12 protein-coding genes are annotated in these 18504 nt (G+C 46.9%); 7 read left to right on the top strand and 5 right to left on the bottom strand.

The annotated features are described in order from the left end of the window. The first annotated feature begins 66 nt into the window (after window positions 1–66). Complete coding sequence (locus tag ABIE50_RS02050) at window positions 67–573, top strand: BON domain-containing protein (RefSeq protein WP_209856514.1); 507 nt, start codon at window positions 67–69, stop codon at window positions 571–573. Window positions 574–623: 50 nt separating this feature from the next. On the opposite strand, the gene ABIE50_RS02045 is transcribed toward ABIE50_RS02050, so the two are convergent. From ABIE50_RS02045 to ABIE50_RS02025, 5 genes are all read right to left on the bottom strand, one after another. Continuing rightward, on the bottom strand, window positions 624–1484 hold the full coding sequence (locus ABIE50_RS02045) for a lysophospholipid acyltransferase family protein (RefSeq protein WP_209856516.1): 861 nt from the start codon (window positions 1482–1484) through the stop codon (window positions 624–626). 53 nt (window positions 1485–1537) lie between these two features. After that, a complete protein-coding gene (gene nadB, locus ABIE50_RS02040) occupies window positions 1538–3136 on the bottom strand; it encodes an L-aspartate oxidase (RefSeq protein WP_209856517.1) in 1599 nt (532 codons plus the stop codon). 19 nt (window positions 3137–3155) lie between these two features. Further along, window positions 3156–3830, bottom strand: coding sequence for a lysoplasmalogenase (locus tag ABIE50_RS02035; RefSeq protein ID WP_209856519.1), 675 nt, complete (start codon window positions 3828–3830; stop codon window positions 3156–3158). 39 nt (window positions 3831–3869) lie between these two features. Further along, complete coding sequence (locus ABIE50_RS02030) at window positions 3870–5210, bottom strand: sensor histidine kinase (protein WP_142684743.1); 1341 nt, start codon at window positions 5208–5210, stop codon at window positions 3870–3872. 117 nt (window positions 5211–5327) lie between these two features. Next, complete coding sequence (locus tag ABIE50_RS02025) at window positions 5328–6668, bottom strand: sigma-54-dependent transcriptional regulator (protein ID WP_354027844.1); 1341 nt, start codon at window positions 6666–6668, stop codon at window positions 5328–5330. Between the two features lie 225 nt (window positions 6669–6893). On the opposite strand from ABIE50_RS02025, the gene ABIE50_RS02020 reads away from it, so the two are divergent. Genes ABIE50_RS02020 through ABIE50_RS01995 form a run of 6 tightly spaced genes read left to right on the top strand, consistent with a single transcriptional unit; the run spans window position 6894 to window position 18454 of the window. Beyond that, entirely contained in the window at window positions 6894–8141 is a 1248-nt protein-coding gene (locus tag ABIE50_RS02020; protein WP_142684744.1) for an efflux RND transporter periplasmic adaptor subunit, read from the top strand. A gap of 47 nt (window positions 8142–8188) precedes the next feature. Continuing rightward, window positions 8189–8878 (top strand): ABC transporter ATP-binding protein, encoded by a 690-nt coding sequence (locus tag ABIE50_RS02015; protein ID WP_209856524.1) that lies wholly within the window; start codon window positions 8189–8191, stop codon window positions 8876–8878. 29 nt (window positions 8879–8907) lie between these two features. Beyond that, complete coding sequence (locus tag ABIE50_RS02010) at window positions 8908–11316, top strand: ABC transporter permease (protein WP_209856526.1); 2409 nt, start codon at window positions 8908–8910, stop codon at window positions 11314–11316. Window positions 11317–11318: 2 nt separating this feature from the next. Then, a complete protein-coding gene (locus tag ABIE50_RS02005; protein ID WP_209856533.1) occupies window positions 11319–13676 on the top strand; it encodes an ABC transporter permease in 2358 nt (785 codons plus the stop codon). Window positions 13677–13679: 3 nt separating this feature from the next. Next, window positions 13680–16067, top strand: a complete 2388-nt coding sequence (locus ABIE50_RS02000) for an ABC transporter permease (RefSeq protein ID WP_209856535.1) — start codon at window positions 13680–13682, stop codon at window positions 16065–16067. Window positions 16068–16069: 2 nt separating this feature from the next. Further along, a complete protein-coding gene (locus tag ABIE50_RS01995; protein WP_209856537.1) occupies window positions 16070–18454 on the top strand; it encodes an ABC transporter permease in 2385 nt (794 codons plus the stop codon). Window positions 18455–18504: the final 50 nt, after the last annotated feature.

Below are 18504 nucleotides of genomic sequence, written 5' to 3'. Positions count from 1 at the left end.
CACTCCCGTTTTCTTTTGGCTATTCCCTACGTATTTGTTAACTTCTTGCAACAAAATTGTTTGGGCATGACAAGCAAAACCCTGGCAATAGCCTTATTAATATTTATAAGCGCAGGAATGTTCGCCTGTAAACCTTCTGATGCGAAATTAAGGGAAGAAGTGAATGAGAAGCTGAGTCATATTCCCGGTATCACAGCAGACGTGAAAAACGGGGTAGTGATACTCAGTGGTGAAGTGAGTGATGAAGTGGCCAAATCGGCCGCTGAAGATGCGTTAAAAGGACTGAAAGGAATGACAGCTGTACAGGATAACATTACTGTGAAAACGACCATAGCAGTTCCGCCCCCACCACCGGCGCCGGCAGTGGAAGCGGCGCCTAACCGGGACGTTATTCTGAAACGTTCACTCGATTCTGTTTACGCTGCCCGGAGGTTTAATAATATAACAGTTACTGTTTCGGATGGAGAAGTTATTCTCAGCGGAAGCGTGAGGAAGAAAAACGTTCGTAACATGCTGCAGATAGCACAACAGTTCCCGGCAAAGAAAGTAACGAATAATGTACAGGTAAAGTAGAAGAGCGTGAAGCGGAGAGAAGATAAAGAAGTATTCATCTCCCGGAAAAATTACTTCCCTTTATATTCATGTTTCCAGCGCCGGTGGCTCCATACCCATACTTCGGGCTGTTCGTGGATATTTTTTTCGAGATATTTTACAAAAGCTTCTGTAATAGCTCCATCCGGTTCCAGCTGGGGGTCTTCAAAGGCAAGCTTCAGAGAAGCGTGATAATATCCTCTCTTTACTTTACGGATATCTACAAATACCACCGGTATATTGCTTCTTTTAGCGCCCATTTCAGGGCCTTTGTAAAACGGTGTCATTTTATTGAGGAAAGGATACCAGTAGCAGCTGCGCGGATTGCCTGGATTCTGATCGGCCACCAGGGCAATTAAATATTGTTTGTTGGTCCATGCCCGCATGCTGTTACCCATATCGTTGGCGGGAATAAGAATGGTGCCGAATTTTTCCCTGAAGTGACGGAACATCCTGTCGGCGGGCTTGCTGGTAAGCGGCATATACACTACCAGGAAAGGAAACGCCACACCCTGCATACAAAACAGGTTGGCCCATTCCCAGTTGAAATTATGCCCCAGGTGGAGCTGGCAGCTCTTACCCTGCGCATACAGTTCATGCAACACGGTAAGATCACAGCGGAACCGCTTTTGCAGCTGTGCCTTGCTCATGGTTAGCAACTTGATGGTTTCCACCATCATATCAGTAAGGTTGTGGTAATATTTTTTAGCCAGCAGGGTGATCTCTTCTTTCGATTTATCAGGGAAAGCCTGGGTCAGATTCTCCATCACTACTTTCCTGCGATACCCGATCACATAGTACACCAGCACGTATAATACATCGCTGATGAAGTAAAGCACCGGGAAAGGCAATATGGAAAGGCTATAGCAAAAAGCAAGCAGCAGATAATACATATTCCTGATTGTTGTAAATCCAGCGCAAAGGTAATGAAAGACAGCCGTTTGGCTTACAGCACAATGTTTTGTACCAGCTCGCTCTTATACGGATAGTCGGTATTGAAATGCAGTCCACGGCTTTCTTTACGGAAGGCGGCGCCTTTTACGATCAGGTATCCCGCGGTTATAAGATTACGCAGTTCGCATAATTGCGGCGATACCATGGTTTTTTCGTAGAGGTCTTCCGTTTCTTCGTGGAGGATATCCAGCCTGCGCAGGGCACGTTGTAAACGTACATCTGTTCTTACAATCCCTACATAATCGCTCATGATCTGCTTCAGCTCTTTCAGGCTCTGGGTGATCAGGATCATTTCTTTGGGCGCGCTGGTGCCGGTGGCATCCCAGTCGGGAACATTATCCTTGAATTCCAGCAGGTCTATTTTGCTGGTGGCATCCATAAAGCAGCGGTGTGCAAATACCATTGCCTCCAGCAGCGAGTTGGAAGCAAGGCGGTTGGCTCCATGAAGCCCGGTGCTGGCGCATTCGCCGCATGCATACAGGTTACGGATAGAGGTGAGCCCCCATTCATTGGTTTTGATACCGCCGCAGCTGTAATGTGCAGCTGGTGATACGGGGATCATTTGCTGCGCTACATCGATCCCTGCTGCCTTACAGGTTTCGTAGATGTTGGGGAAATGATGAATGAATTTCTCCAGGTCCATATGGCGGCAGTCGAGATAAACATGCTCGGTACCGGTGATCTTCATTTCACTGTCGATGGCCCTGGCTACGATATCGCGGGGGGCCAATGACAAGCGCGGATCATACTTGTGCATAAAGTCCTCGCCATGAATATTGCGCAGGATACCGCCGTCGCCCCGCACTGCTTCTGTGATGAGGAACGAAGGGCTTACACCCGGCTGGTAAAGTGCCGTAGGATGAAACTGGATAAACTCCATGTTTTCGATACGGCCTTTTGCACGGTACACCATGGCCACGCCATCGCCGGTAGCGATGTTGGGATTGGTGGTACTGCGGTATACCTGGCCATTGCCACCGGTAGCCAGGAGGGTTACTTTGGAAAGGATCTTTTCTATTTTATTGGTAGTAAGATTTAATACGTATACCCCGTAGCATTCTATATCCGGGGTGGATTTGGTGACCAGGTATCCCAGGTGATGCTGGGTAATGAGGTCTACCACAAAGCAGTGAGTGATCAGTTCAATATTCGGACGGCGATGGATCGCTTCCAGCAGTGCGCGTTCTATTTCCTTGCCGGTAACGTCCTTATGGTGGATCACCCTGAAAACTGAGTGCCCGCCTTCGCGGCCGAGGGAGAAGTCGCCGTCGGCGTTTTTATCGAAATTAGCGCCCCATTCAATGATCTCGTTCACTCTTTCAGGGCCTTCGGTTACTACTATCTCTACCACCTGTTCATTACAGAGGCCATCACCGGCAATGAGGGTATCCTCTATATGTTTTTCGAAACTATCATTCTCCAGGTCATTTACCACCGCCACGCCGCCCTGGGCGTACTTGGTATTGGTTTCATCCTCCCGGCTTTTTGTGATGATAGTAATCTTTTTATCCGGACATTGTTGTGATACCTTGAGCGCATAAGTGAGCCCCGCAATTCCTGAACCGATGACAAGAAAATCTGTTTGCTGCATAGTAAAGCAAAAATAAGCATTACCGGTTAATTTTTACCCGGAAGTACTCAGTGCTGCCATACACAAGCCCCCATTGGGCAAAACCATAGGTGAGCATCACGAGGATATCGCCGGCTGGGAGCGGGCGATAGAATTTGCCTGTGGCTATCAGCGCATCGGAGATCACGAATAATATGGCGCCAACGAGAGAATACCAGCCGGTTGGTTGCCGGCTGAAATGAAAGGCATGCAGCACGCATTGTACCAGGAAGAAAAGCGCAATGGCATATGCAATAACGGGTACGGCCAGGCTGCCCAGGTGTGGCAGCAGGAATAAAAGGAACAGGATAATCACTGCTGCATTCAGCAAGATATACGGATACCTGCATAAAGGTACCGGCAAATTGCTGTACCGTATTTTCAGGAAGAAGATACAGTACATGATCTGCGCTATAAAGAAGCTGCCCAGCCCGGGCAAAAACAAGTGATCGAACAACAACAGATCATCTCCCAGAGAAGAAAAAAATAAGGCAAGCAATAAAAAAATACGGAAGGAGCGGGGCATTTTTATGTTGGTATACAACGTGTACACTGCCAGTAAAATCATCAGCAGCGGCTTGGTTGCATACCGGTATTCTTCTTTGTCAAAGGCAATCAGCAGAATATCAGCCAGTAGTGCAAGGAAATAAACAATAAGGTGTTTAGGGCGCAACATGTAAAACGGGAATTGTACCGGTAATTTACAATATTTCTCCTAAGTATTCAACAGGATATAAAACGTAGTGCCGTTACCGTTAATGCCCGGGCTTATCACCTTCAGCTGCCCGCCATGCATTTGTATGATCTGTTGTGAGAGGCTAAGGCCAATGCCGGATCCTTTCTTTTTGGTCGTAAAGAAGGGAATGAATATTTTGTTCATCGCCTCTGCATCAATACCAGGGCCGTTATCAGTGATTTCGATACAGATCTGCTGAACGTTATTAAGATACAGTTTCATACTGATGGCTGCCTGGGGAGTTTGTTCCAGTGCATCCATCGCATTTTTAACCAGGTTGATCAGCACCATCTGCAACTGCGATATATCTGCATGGATTTCCATGTTTTCGGCATCTGTTTCTACCGAAAACCGGATGCCCGCCTGCTTCATATCTGCCTGGAAAAGGCTGCTAACGGAGTTTACAAGAGATCTTACATTTACATTGGTAAACTGCGGTTGCGGAAGCGTAGTATAATCGCGGTAAGCATTTACAAAGTTCATGATCCCCTTGCTGCGGCTTTCCACTGTTTGCAGCGCTTCACGTAAGTCGGAAATGCCTTCCTGGTGCTGTGCGCCGGGAGCAATATCCAGGTCTACAATTTCCTGCATGGTACCAATCAGCGACACAATAGGCGTTACGGAATTCATGATTTCATGGCGTAATATTTTAGTGAGGTTCTGCCAGGCTTCCAGTTCTTTTTTCTGCAGTTCGGAATGGATGTTCTGAATAGAGATTAGCTTGATGAGCCGGCCCTGCAAACGCACGGTGGCAGCGTGTATAGACAGTTGTTGTTCCTGTCGCGTGGCATACAGTGTTTTGTTACCGGAAGGCAACTCCATCAGTAATTCGGCCAGGCCCGGGTGCACTGTTTTCAGCTCGTGGATATTGCGTAGCCGGTAGATGCCCATCAGCCGGAAAGCCGCCGGGTTAATAAGCTCTATTTTACCTTCTGTATCAAACGACAATACGCCTATGCTGATGTGTTGTACAATGGTATCGATATATTTCAGGTTGGCTTCCTTTTCTGCCCTGGTTTGCCGGAAGGCTTCCAACACTTCATTGAACTGGTGGTTCAGCATACTGAAGCTTTTGCCCAGTTTGTTATCGGCGCTGAAGCGGATAGAAAAATCTTCATAGCGTATAGATTCCAGGAACAGTGTAAGCTTCCGGTTGATCCGGTTAAGATAATAGTAGATGCCATACAGCTGTATCAATATCAGGGGGATAAGGAGAAAGGTAAGGGGTTGCATATTGTGCATATACAACCAGATGGCTGCTGTTAGGGTAGCCGCCAGCAGGATGACCCGTAAGCTGATATTAATGCTGAAGCGATTCATGGTTTTAAGAGCTTAAAGCAGAAAGCGAAAGCAAAAAAGCTATTGTTTTGAAAAAATAAAAACGTATCGTTAAACATATTATGCAGGAGCTTTTTGCTTTACCCCTTCTGCTTTCTGCTATAGGTTATATTTTTCCAGTCGTCTGTAAAGTGCAGCCCTGCTGAGTCCCAGTTCTTTGGCAGCTTCCGTGATGTTACCATTACACTTTTTCATGGCCTGTGAAATAATGTTCCGCTCCATTTCTTCCAGGTTGTAGCCGGTATCCATCGACTGGTCGGAGTTGTTGTTACTTTTCACAAATACATCTTTAGGCTGAAGGGTTTTTCCCTGCGACAGGATCACTGCTCTTTCCAATGCGTGCTGTAGCTCGCGGATATTGCCTGGCCAATCGTACCGCTGCAACTGGGTAATGAGTGATTCATGCATGCTGTTTACCGGGCGTTTGTATTTATCGCGGTACAGCTGCAGGAAATGTTCTGCCAGCGGGATGATATCGTCCACCCGTTCGCGCAGTGGCGGCAGTTGTATTTCGATGGTATTGATGCGGTAGAGCAGATCCTGCCTGAACAGGTGTTGCGCAGCCATATGTGAAATGTTGCGATTGGTAGCGCAGATCAGTCTAACGTCAATGGGTATACTTTTATTGGAGCCTACTTTTGTAACGGACCTGTTTTGTAATACGGTAAGCAGTTTGGCCTGGAAGGGGATAGAGATATTCCCGATCTCATCCAGGAAAATGGTGCCGCCGTTGGCTTCTTCGAACCGGCCGGCGCGGTCTTCACGGGCATCGGTGAAGGCGCCTTTTACATGGCCGAACAGCTCACTTTCAAACAGGGTTTCGCTGATGGCGCCAAGGTCAACGCTAACAAAGGGTTTGTTGCTGCGGTTCGACTGGGCGTGTATCTGCCGGGCGAGCATATCTTTACCTGTGCCGTTTTCACCGAGGATGAGGATATTGGCGTCTGTGGCGGCTACCCTGGATACGGTATCAAATACCGTGAGCATGCCCGGGCTTTTACCAATTACCTGGTTGCCCGGATGATGTACGGCAGCAGGTGGTTTATCCTGTTGCGCGGCACGCTTGTTATAGGCATTCTGGATGGTAGCCAGGAGCTTTTCGTTTTCCCAGGGTTTGAGCACAAAATCAACAGCGCCGGCCTTGATAGCTCTTACGGCCATTTCCACGTCGCCGTAGGCGGTGAATAAAACAACTGCCGTTTCCGGTTTTATGTCCAGGATACGGTCCAGCCATTCAAAGCCTTCCTTGCCGCTGCTCAGGTCACGCGTGAAGTTCATATCCAGCAGGATCACATCGTAATCGAAGTTGGACACGAGATAGGGTATTTTCTGCGGATTCTTCTCAAAATCAACCTGTTCGAAGTGTCTTTTGAGTAACAGGCGGGCAGCACGTAAAACATCCACATCATCATCAACAATTAAAATTTTTCCTGGTTGCATGGTAGTCATATGCGAATGGTGAATAGTTGACAATATTAAACAAAGATTTTTTCAAACCCACAGCTAATTTCAGGAACTTTTAAAAGTGTCCGATTATGGACACCGCTTGTCCGGCAAAGGACGTTTTTTTTAATCGTTTTTCGTTGAAAACGTTTCTGGTGAAGTGTTTTCAGCTTTGGCATGTGGATTGACTTTCTCCGGGCAGCAAACTTTTCGCTAAAAAACATGGACAGAAAATTAGAAAAGAAGTTTTGGAATAAAAAGCGCATCCTGATGATAGGTGGTGGCGCCGCGGTAGTAATGCTGCTGTTGTATACGCTGCTTTTTGCGGATCACCGGGCTACCCTGAATGTAGAAAAGGACAAGATCACCATCTCTACAGTAAAGAAAGGAACCTTTGATGTATATATTGCCGTTACCGCGGTAGTAATGCCCTTGAAAACCATCCGCCTGGATGCCATTGAAGGTGGATATGTGAGCCGGAAATACCTGGAGGGGGGAAGCATGGTAAAAGAAGGTGATTCTATCCTGCGGCTGGATAACCAGCACATGATGATGGACTTCGTAAACCATGAAACAGAGATCTACCGCTTACGCAATGAGCTGCAGAATACCCGCCTGAGCATCCGTCAACAGGAGTTCACCATGCAACAGACTATCTCGGATATTGATGCCAAAATAGAGGCTGCACAGGATCTGTACGACCGGAACAAGCAATTGGTGGAAGAGAAGATCGTGGCCCGGCAGGAGTTTAATAAAAACAAGTTTGAACTGGAAGGGCTCCTGCGTCAGAGAGACATCCAGCTGCAATCCCAAAAATACCAGCAGGACAATGCCAAAATGCAGATAACCCAGCTGGAGGGCACCCTGGCCAGAACCCAGCGCAACCTTGACCTGATGAGGGAAAACCTGAACAGCCTGATTGTGCGCGCCCCAGTTTCCGGGCAGCTTTCTTCCATTGATGTGGAAGTAGGGTCCAGCATCACCGCGGGGCAGAATATCGGCCAGATCGATGACCTGAACGGTTTTAAGTTACGTGCCGATATCGATGAACACTATGTTTCCCAGGTATTTGCAGGGCTGAAAGCCACCTTTGAATTTGATGGTAAATCCTACGACATGGTGGTTACCAAGGTATATCCGGAAGTAAAAAGCGGCCGCTTCCAGGCGGATATGACCTTTGAGAAGAATATGCCTGAGGGCATCCGCCGCGGACAATCATCTCCTATCCGTCTTGTATTGGGCAAGTCGGCCGAAGCCATCCTTTTACCGCTCGGCGGCTTTTTCTCCGACACCGGTGGCAACTGGGTATATGTAGTGGATAAAAGCGGCAACCGTGCAGTAAAACGGAATATTTCACTGGGCCGTAAAAATCCGCTATATTTTGAAGTACTGGAAGGCCTGCAGCCAGGCGACCAGGTAATTACTTCCTCTTATGAGAATTTCGGAAATAAAGATGTTTTATCTTTTTAGTATTCATCCATTTTTTTATAAACTAGTATTTAAAATCACAAACACTTATGATACGCACTGTTAACTTACAGAAGCTGTTTACAACAGAAGAGGTAGAAACCACTGCCCTCAACGGTATTAACATGGAAGTGCAGGATGGGGAATTTGTAGCGATCATGGGCCCCTCCGGTTGCGGCAAATCTACTTTGCTGAACATTTTGGGCCTGCTCGATAACCCCAGCGATGGTGAGTATCACTTCTGGGATAAAGAGGTAGCGCGTATGAGTGAAAGACAAAGGGCTCAGCTCCGCAAGGGCTCCATTGGATTTGTATTCCAGAGCTTTAACCTCATCGATGAGTTAACAGTGTTTGAGAATGTAGAGTTACCCCTCTTGTACCTGAAAGTACCAGCCGCTGAAAGAAAAGTAAAGGTGGAAGAAGTACTGGAACGCATGAACATCATGCACCGTCGCAATCACTTCCCCCAACAACTGTCCGGTGGTCAGCAGCAAAGGGTGGCCATTGCCCGCGCCGTAGTAGCCAAACCCAACCTGATCCTGGCGGATGAGCCCACGGGTAACCTGGATTCCACCAACGGGGAAGAGGTAATGAAACTGTTGCAGGAGCTGAACAATGCCGGTACTACCCTGATCATGGTAACGCACTCCCCGTACGATGCCGGGTTTGCCCACCGTATTATCAACCTGTTCGACGGACGCGTGGTAACTGAGAATATCAAGGAACAGTTTCATGTGTGATTTTTTTTCCGCCATTCTAAAACCACATCATGATGTTTCGGAATTATTTCAAAATTGCTGTCCGCCATTTACAACGTCACAAGCTTATTACGGTGATCAACATTTCCGGGCTTGCGGTAGGCATGGCCTGTTGTATACTGATTGCGCTGTATGTGCGTGATGAGCTGAGTTTTGACAGGTTCCATCATAACGCGGATAATATTTACCGTGTTACCACTCAATCCATACGACAGGCAGGTACTGCGGAATATGGCGCTGCCACCCAGTTTCCCATTGGCCCCAACCTGAAAAAGGAGATCAGCAGCATAAAAGAAGCTGTGCGTATTTTCGCGCCGGGAAATACGCTTTATACAGTGGGCGATAAAAAGATCTGGGAAGAAAATTCAGGGTTTGTAGATGAAGCCTTTTTCCGGATGTTCAATTATCCTTTGCTGGAAGGCAATTCTGCCACTGTTTTAAAAGAACCCTATTCCATTGTACTTACCGAATCTGCTGCAAAAAAATATTTTGGGAATACGTCACCCATCGGAAAGCTGATCAAGGTAGGCAACTCCTATAGTTGTACAGTAACCGGTGTGGCAAAAGATTTTCCTGCGAATACGGATCTCCGGATGACCATGATGGTATCGCTTTCTACCATGCTCAAAGAAGCATTAAAAGGTGGAAATGATATGGAAGCCCAGTGGTTTATGTTCAGCAATAATGTTACTTATGTACAGCTAAATGATCATACAGACCCCGCTAAGCTCACTAAAGAACTGCAAACATTTGTATCTACCCATATCGGTGGAATACTGAAACGGCATAATATACAATTTGCATTGGAGCTGCAGCCTATCCGGAATGTACATCTGCACCCGGAAGGCGATAGAGGTCTTGATAATTCCCCGCTGATCTGGCTGTATATCGCTATTGCTGTTTTCCTGATCCTCATTGCCTGTATCAATTTTATGAACCTTACCACGGCAAGAGCCCATGAAAGAGCGAGGGAAGTAGGATTACGGAAAGTACTGGGCGCCGAAAGAAAGAGCCTTATCCTGCAGTTCCTCACGGAATCGCTGGTGATCAGCGTTATCTCTTTCCTGCTGGCTATTCTGCTGGTGGGTTTGGTGATGCCCCTGTTTAACACAATTACCGGTAAAAACCTGTTGTTGCTTTCTTCTGCAGATAGTTTTTTATATGGTGGTTTGTTATTGCTGGTGCTGGTTGTTGGCCTCATCGCCGGCAGTTATCCGGCGCTTTATTTATCCGGGCTGATACCTGTGCGGGTATTGAAAGGCAATTTTATTACTTCAGACTCACGGGTGTTCATCCGCCGAGGACTGGTAGTAGCGCAGTTTGCTGTTGCGGTGGCGCTCATCATCTCCACTGTTGTTGTATTCTCCCAGCTCCGTTACTGGCAAACAAAGAATCTTGGGTTCGATAAAGAACATCTTGTAAATGTATACCTCTCTGGTGTGGATGGCGCTAAAACAACATTGTTGAAAACGGCTTTCCTAAACCAGTCCGGTGTACAGCAGGCCTCTATGCATAATTTTTTAATGGGTAGCGGCGTGTTTAATAATAATCCTGTGGTACGTGAAGGACAGGATGATAAAGACGGCTTTGTAGCCGGGATTATCCAGTCGGATTTCGACCTGCTTAAAACAACCGGTATCAGGCTGGTGGCCGGCCGTGATTTTAACCCGGCCCTGTCAACCGATTCAACTGATGCCTATATCATTAACCAGGCAGCTGCGAAACAACTGGGATTTAAGGACGATGCGGTAGGAAAAAGAATTGAGTGGAGGCCCGGATATATGAGCAGGCACGGCACTATTATAGGCGTAGTGGAAGATTTTAACCTCCGTTCCCTGCAATCACCGGTAGATCCCATCATTTACATGGTAAGGCAGGATGAAGTAGCCATTATCACCCTGCGGCTGGCTGCGGGCGATCAGAAAGCCATCATGAAGCGTGTGGAATCGGCCTGGAACAGTATTATTGCTGATGTGCCGTTTAATTTCACCTTTGTGGAAGATGATATCCAGGCACGGTATGTTTCGGAACGCACGTTAGGAAAGTTATTCGGTATTTTCTCCGGCCTCGCCATCTTTATAGCCTGTATGGGCCTGCTGGGATTATCTATGCTCATTTCCCGGCAACGCACAAAAGAAATAGGTATCCGTAAAGTACTGGGTGCTTCTGTTGCCAATATTTCCCTGTTGTTATCGAAAGATTTTCTCAAACTGGTTTTAATAGGAATCTGTATTGCTTCTCCCATAGCCTGGTACGGTATGGAAAAATGGCTGCAGCATTTTGCATTCAGGATACATATCGAGTGGTGGGTATTTGTGCTCACTGCCGTTATTGTAGTGCTGATTGCATTGGGAACAGTCAGTTTTCAGTCGGTCAGATCGGCATTAATGAACCCGGTTAAATCACTTAGATCTGAATAAACATGATTAAGAACTATTTCCGTATTGCCTGGAGGAATCTGAAAAGAAGCCGGTTCTTTGCTGCCGTGAACATTGCCGGTCTGGCTTTTGGAATGGCCGTATGTATGTTTATCCTTTGCTGGGTATTGGACGAATACAGCGTCGATAAATTTCATTCGAACGGGAAGAATATTTACCGCTTGCAGGCAAATGTTGATTGGGGTGGTATACGTACTATGGGCGTTACGCCTGTTATATTGGGAGATGATCTGAAAAATAATTTCCCGGAAATAACAGCAAATGTGAAAGTTCGTGTTACCAATGCCAATATGCTGTTTAAAAAAGAGCAGCAATATGGCCTGGAAAAAAATTACATCTTCGCTACTTCCAATCTTTTGGAGGAAATGGACTTTCCTGTAGTAGCGGGAGATAAGCATACTGCACTGGCTCAGCCCAACTCCATTGTGCTGACCGAATCATTTGCCAGAAAATACTATGGTACCACTGATCTTGTAGGAAAGATAATTAATGTAGGAAATAATAAAGCATTTCAGGTAACTGCTATTGTGAAAGATGTACCTGCTGCATCATCTATCCGGTTCGATTTTATACTTCCCTTTGCGCTTACCCTGCAGGAAGATCCATGGCTGCTGAAGCCCGGCAGTTACAGCGTATTTAATTATATGGTGGTAAAAGAAGGCACAGATATTTCCCGCCTCACTGCAAAAATGCAGCAGCATTACGCTACAGTTAGTCCCGATAAAAAGAACGAAATATGGCTGCAACCTTTCCGCGATATCTATCTGCATGAAAAATATGAAAACGGGAAAGTCGCTGGCGGAAGGATAGAATACGTACGCCTGTTCTTTATCACCGCCCTTATTGTACTGGCTATTGCCTGTATCAATTTTATGAACCTTTCTACAGCGCAGGCCTCTAAAAGAGCCCGCGAAGTGGGTGTGCGAAAATCAATGGGTGCTTCAAGGCTTTCACTGATATTACAGTTTACCGGGGAAGCCATCCTGATGTGCGCTGTGGCAGCTGTTACCGCAGCGATAGCGGTGTATTTGCTGATGCCGGCATTTAATAATTTTACAGGTAAGCATATTACATTTACGCTGCCTGTTACCGGTAAATACCTGTTGTTATTGCTGGGAGTGATAATAGTAACCGGTCTGCTGGCAGGCAGTTACCCGGCTTTTGTGTTATCCCGTTTCCTGCCGGTGAAAGTATTGAAGGGAGATTTGAGCAGTGAAGGAGGAGCGTCGCTGTTCCGTAAGAACCTGGTGGTGCTGCAGTTTGTGCTTTCTTTTATTTTTATTGTGGGCAGCGTGGTGATCTACAACCAGATGCAGTATATCTACCACCGTAACCTGGGAATGGATAAGGAAAATGTGATGTATATATCCCTGGATGAGGGCTTTGCTGCCAACCAGGACGCTATTGAACAATCGCTGGCACAGCTGCCGCAGGTAAAATCGTTTACCTACAATAATTTCCTGCCACTGTCAATTGACGGAACAAGTGCCGACCTTAGCTGGGAAGGAAAACCGGATAAACTGGTAGTGAATACGGCGCCGCAATTGGTGGGTTATGATTATGTTTCCACTATGGGAATGGCAATGAAGGAAGGCCGTGATTTTTCGCGGGACTTTGTTTCGGACTCCGGAGCTTATATTATCAATGAAACGGCTGCCCGTGTAATGGGTATGACCCACCCCGTAGGAAAACAGATCAGCTTCTGGAAAGGAAAAGGTACTGTCATCGGTGTAGTAAAAGACTACCACTTTGCTTCCATGAGGGAAAATATTTCGCCGCTGGTGTTAATGCTAGAGCCAAAGCAAAACAGTTACATGATGCTTCGCCTGTCGAAAGGAGATGTGCCCGCCCAGGTAGCCGCCGTGGAAAAAGTATTTACCAGGCTGAATCCCGGTTATCCAATGGATTATCATTTTCTCGATGAAACCTTTGACAACATGTACAGATCGGAAACGATGCTGCGTAAACTGGCGCAGGTATTCGCAGTGGTAGCAGTGCTTATTTCCTGCCTGGGCCTGTTCGGGTTGTCGGTTTTTACTGCGGAGCAACGTAAAAAAGAGATCGGCATCAGGAAAGTTCTCGGTGCTTCTGTAATGAACGTTACCAGTTTACTGTCGAAAGAATTCCTTACCCTGGTGCTTATCGGTATCTTACTGGCTACTCCTGTCAGCTGGTATATGATGAATAACTGGTTGTCCGGGTTCGCGTATCATACTGATTTATCTGCCTGGATCTTTATCGTTGCCGGTATACTGGCGATAGTGATAGCCCTGGCAACAGTGAGTTTCCAGTCGGTGAAAGCGGCCCTGGCAAATCCTGTAAATTCTTTAAAAGCAGAATAGTATATGCTTAAGCGTTATATCGTCATAACATTCAGAAATCTGCAGCGGCAAAGGTTGTTTACTTTTATCAACATCGCCGGGCTGGCAGTGAGTATGTCGGTATGCCTGATCGTACTGATATCTGTACGTGAAAACTTAAGCTATGATAATTTTCACCCGGCGGCCTCACGCACATGGCGGATCACTACGCACGCGCAAACGCCCGATGGAAGAAAGTACCATATGGCAAGTGTTCCCTTGCCCATGGGGCCTGCATTAAAAAGTAGTTATGCCGCTGTTGAAAATGAAGCTACTTTATATGGTGTGTTAAATGGAGAAGGAAAGATAGATAAGAAGAAGATAAACATCCATGGGGCTTTTGCAACCCCTTCCTTTTTGGAGGTGTTTGGTTTTAAGCTGGCTGCGGGCAATCCCCGCACGGCATTGGTTACCCCTAACAGCATTGTGCTCACTGCAGAAACAGCCCAACGCTTTTTTGGTGCTACCGATCCAATGGGAAAGGTGATCCGGTTCGACCGGTTTGGCAGTTTTATCGTTAGTGGGGTAATGGAGCCGGCTCCTTCAAAATCGCATATCGACTTTGAGGCATTTGCGGCCATGTCGTCTGTACCGTTGCTGGAGGAAAGCAAGGTATTGCCGGATAAACTGAATAACTGGGATGTGGTACAGAGTAGTTACACTTACGTAGTGTTGCGCAGGGGTGAAAAAGTATCGGCGCTGGAGGCTGCGCTGAAAGACCAGGCGCACCGGTACGATGGGTTGGTGCAGAAAGGCCAGGGCAGCATGGCATTTGAGCCACAGGCGCTGGGCAAAATCACTCCATCAAGGGAAATGATGGACGATATAGGTAGCGGTCCGCCCTGGGGGAAGGTCCTCGCCGAAATAGGTGTGGCCCTGGGCCTGATCATCTGCGCCTGTTTTAACTATACCAATTTATCCATTGTACGTTCTTTACAGCGTGCCAAAGAGGTGGGAGTACGGAAAGTAAACGGCGCCCAGCGCTGGCAGATATTCCTGCAGTTTATAGTAGAATCCGTTATCATGTGCATATTGGCGCTGATCATGGCCATTTTGCTGTTAATGATAATGCAGGCCACTCATTTCAGCGGGTTGCCGGTGCCGGATAATAACCTGCTGGATCCCCACCTGCTAACATTATTCTTTTTGTTCAGCATCACTATAGGCATAGTGGCAGGGGCTATCCCCGCCTGGGCCTTGTCTTCCTTTCAACCGGCAAAAGTATTAAAGGACCTGATCGATATTAAATTATTTGGCGGACTGGGATTAAGGAAGTCGCTCATTGTGATCCAGTTTTCGCTATCGCTAACCGCTATTATTTTCCTGGTTACCGTATACCGGCAGTTCCATTACAAAGCCATTAAGGACATGGGCTTTTACCGCAGGGATATACTGAATGTCCCCTTGGCCGATGTGGATTTTCAACGGATGAAAGAGCGGATGATGCAACTGAAAGAGGTGGAAACAGCTACCGCCAGTTCAGGAACACTGGGAATGCCGAGGCATTGCAGCTTCTGTGTTATCCGTACCGGTGAAGGCAAAAACAGGATGGAATTTGGTTATTATGCCGGGGATGCCGACTTTATTAAAACCATGCACCTGAAATTGCTGGCAGGAAGTACTTTCCCCGAATCGGCATCTGCAGAAAAAGAACAATATATTATTGTGAATGAAAAGGCCGTTAGTGTGATGGGCCTGAAATCCCCGGCAGATGCCATTGGAAGAACACTGTTCCTGTCGGATTCCCTGCCGGTAAGTATTATTGGCGTCATAAAAGACTTCAATTACCAGCCCATAGAAGTGAATATCCGACCGATGGCCATCCGGTTTGTTCCCGCTGAATTCCACCAGTTACAGTTATCGATGCTGAAGGGAAACAAGGAGCAGCAGGTGGCTGATGTGAAGAAAATATGGACGGCCATGCACCCCGGGGAAACCTTCTCGGCAGAATGGATGGACGAGCAATTACTGAGTCGCAATGGGAGAGAAGTAGTTTCCATGTTAGGGTTCCTGGTATTTATTACTACCATGATAGCCGCCCTGGGCCTGCTGGGTATTGTAGCTTATACCTCGTTTACCCGCAGGAAGGAAATAGGTATCCGTAAAGTGTTGGGCGCCAGTGCTACGGGCTTGTTAATACTGTTGTCGAAAAATTATATAAAACTGATTCTTATCGCCGGCTGTATTGCCCTGCCATTGGGATATATCAGCAGTGTGTTTTTCCTGCAGATATTTGCCTACCGGGTAAGTACGGGTATTCTGGCTATGTTGGGGAGCTTTTTATTCCTGGTGTTCCTGGCGCTGGTTACTATTTTTTCACAAACCTGGAGAGCCATAGAAGTGAACCCGGTAAATAGCCTGAGAAACGATTAACTATGCTGTTACTGAACTACATAAAACTTGCGTGGCGCAATCTTGTAAAAAGAAAGCTGTACAGTTTCATCAATATCGGTGGACTGGCAGCCGGTTTGTGTGCGTGTATGCTGATCATGCTGTATGTAGCGCATGAGCTGAGCTACGATCGTTTTCATAAAGACAGTGACAGGATCTATTCCTTAATGGAAAAGATTAAGCTGGAAAAAGATACTATGCAGATCGAGCGCTTTAACGCTACCGCTGCGCCAACTATCCGGCAACAGAATGCCGCGGTGGAAAGCTTTGTCCGTATGGGTAACCTGGCCAGTGAATCCATCATTATACAGAATGCAGCCAATCGGGATATAAAGAGTGAAGAACCTGATACCTGGTTTACGGATGCCAACTACTTCAGTTTTTTTTCTTTCCCTTTACTGTCGGGTAATAAAAACGAAGTACTAAAACAACCCTTTACCGCTGTAATTTCGGCTTCCACTGCAAGAAAATATTTTGGAGGCACGGATGTTATTGGTAAACAGTTACGATACAATGGTAAATATATTTTCCAGGTATCCGGTGTAATGGCTGATGCGCCTTCCAATTCCAGTATTCAGGCAAATATACTGTTGTCTTATTCCAGTATGGCAGGTATTGAGGCATACCGTAATATAATTACGGAGGAGCGCGGATTTGCAGGGATCTTTTTTAAAGTGTTCCTGAAGCTGGATGATCCCTCTCATGCCGCGGCTGTAGCCCGGAACATCGACCGCCAGGTTACGGCGCGTTTAGACCAGGGCCGGGCGGTGTTAACACCTATAAGAAGCATTCACACGGACACGCATTTTACTGATCTCCGTTACCTGAAGTTATTTCCGCTGGTAGCAGCATTAATCCTGTTGATGGCGCTGATCAACTATATGAGCCTCTCTACCGCCCGGGCTACAGTGCGAGCGCGTGAAATAGGCGTACGGAAATCGCTGGGCGCCGATCATGAAAGTATCGCTAAGCAATTTTATGTGGAATCAGCCCTTTATGCTTTCTTCGCTTTCTGCCTGGCGTTACTGCTATGCCAGCTGCTGCGCCCCTGGTTTTTTAACCTGCTGGAACTGAAGGTAGATGTGAGCTTTCTCTACCACCCGCTGGTACTGTTGATCTATGCGGCTTTATTGCTGGTTACCATACTGGCAGCGGGCAGTTATCCTTCGTTTATTCTTTCCCGTTATAATCCTGTTACTGTTTTATCGGGGAAGATGAGCCGCGTGAGCGGTGGGGCTTCAGTAAGAAAAGTACTTACGGTAATACAGTTTGGAACTGCGGCAGTGCTTATCATTTGCAGTATTGTTATAAACCGGCAGCTGTTTTTTTTCCGTCACGCCGCAACGGGTATCAATAAGGATAATGTGTTGATGCTGCCATTCCAGGGCTCTATGGGAAACCACTACCAGGCTTACCGTCAGCAGGTGGCCGCTTTGAACGGTGTGCAGCAAACAGCCACAGCCCGCTACCCCTTGTATGGCGGTTATGATATGTGGTTTGTGATGGGAGAGAATAACCGTCCGCCAATGGCGCTGTCTATGCTCAGTATGGATACATCGCTGTTTGGCCTAACCGGTCTCCGGTGGAAAATTCCACCGGCAGATATAACACAGCTGGGACTGCCGGGAAAAATTGTATTGAACGAATCGGCAGTGGAAAGCTTTGGATTTACAGGGTCGCCTGTTGGCAAGCACATTTCTTTAGGTGATAAAAAGGTGGAGGTGATAGGCGTAGTAAAGAACTTTCACTACAAATCATTACATGCTGCAATTACTCCGCTGGGCATTAAGATAGAAAAAGATAACTCTGCTTTGTGGGGCGCAGAGAGCCCCGGTTGCCTGTTTGTAAAAGTGGCGCCGAAACAGAATATCCCCGCCCTCATAGCGCAGATAAAGAAAATATATGCAGCATACGACCTGCAGGAGCCTTTTCATTATACCTTCCTGGATGAAGTTTTCAGCAAGCTGTATACTGCGGAAGACCGGTTGGCCGGTATCTTCGGATGGTTTACAGTACTTACGGTGCTGATATCGGCGCTGGGGCTACTGGGACTGGCTGCTTTTTCGGCAGAACAACGAACACGTGAAATAGGTGTGCGTAAAATATTGGGAGCCAGTGTAGTCCAGATCACTGCATTATTATCAAAAGAGTTTATCCGGTTGGTGATGATCGCATTGGTGATCGCATCGCCGGTGGCATGGTACCTGATGCAACAGTGGCTGCAACAGTTTGCATACCGTATTCATTTGCAACCATGGATGTTTGTACTGTCGGCCCTCATAACAGCACTAACTGCGTTGCTGGCCATTGGGGTACAAACATTGAAAGCAGCTGTCAGGAACCCGGTAAACGCATTAAAGATAGAATAACAAGTGAACAGCAAATCAGAGTGTGTGTCTACACGCCCTGCTTTTATTTT

This window comes from Chitinophaga sp. OAE865 (assembly GCF_040546735.1).
In the GTDB taxonomy this organism is placed as follows: domain Bacteria; phylum Bacteroidota; class Bacteroidia; order Chitinophagales; family Chitinophagaceae; genus Chitinophaga; species Chitinophaga polysaccharea_A.
The sequence above is the reverse complement of the archived record's forward strand: the minus strand, read 5'-3'. Positions and strand labels throughout refer to the sequence as shown.

What these genes read in the sequence shown, in the direction of transcription:
- ABIE50_RS02000 (WP_209856535.1), top strand. Translation starts at nt 13,680, where the DNA reads ATGCTTAAGCGTTATATCGTCATAACATTCAGAAATCTGCAGCGGCAA.
- nadB (WP_209856517.1), bottom strand. Translation starts at nt 3,136, where the DNA reads ATGCAGCAAACAGATTTTCTTGTCATCGGTTCAGGAATTGCGGGGCTC.
- ABIE50_RS02035 (WP_209856519.1), bottom strand. Translation starts at nt 3,830, where the DNA reads ATGTTGCGCCCTAAACACCTTATTGTTTATTTCCTTGCACTACTGGCT.
- ABIE50_RS02020 (WP_142684744.1), top strand. Translation starts at nt 6,894, where the DNA reads ATGGACAGAAAATTAGAAAAGAAGTTTTGGAATAAAAAGCGCATCCTG.
- ABIE50_RS02005 (WP_209856533.1), top strand. Translation starts at nt 11,319, where the DNA reads ATGATTAAGAACTATTTCCGTATTGCCTGGAGGAATCTGAAAAGAAGC.
- ABIE50_RS02025 (WP_354027844.1), bottom strand. Translation starts at nt 6,668, where the DNA reads ATGCAACCAGGAAAAATTTTAATTGTTGATGATGATGTGGATGTTTTA.
- ABIE50_RS02010 (WP_209856526.1), top strand. Translation starts at nt 8,908, where the DNA reads ATGATGTTTCGGAATTATTTCAAAATTGCTGTCCGCCATTTACAACGT.
- ABIE50_RS01995 (WP_209856537.1), top strand. Translation starts at nt 16,070, where the DNA reads ATGCTGTTACTGAACTACATAAAACTTGCGTGGCGCAATCTTGTAAAA.
- ABIE50_RS02030 (WP_142684743.1), bottom strand. Translation starts at nt 5,210, where the DNA reads ATGAATCGCTTCAGCATTAATATCAGCTTACGGGTCATCCTGCTGGCG.
- ABIE50_RS02045 (WP_209856516.1), bottom strand. Translation starts at nt 1,484, where the DNA reads ATGTATTATCTGCTGCTTGCTTTTTGCTATAGCCTTTCCATATTGCCT.
- ABIE50_RS02050 (WP_209856514.1), top strand. Translation starts at nt 67, where the DNA reads ATGACAAGCAAAACCCTGGCAATAGCCTTATTAATATTTATAAGCGCA.
- ABIE50_RS02015 (WP_209856524.1), top strand. Translation starts at nt 8,189, where the DNA reads ATGATACGCACTGTTAACTTACAGAAGCTGTTTACAACAGAAGAGGTA.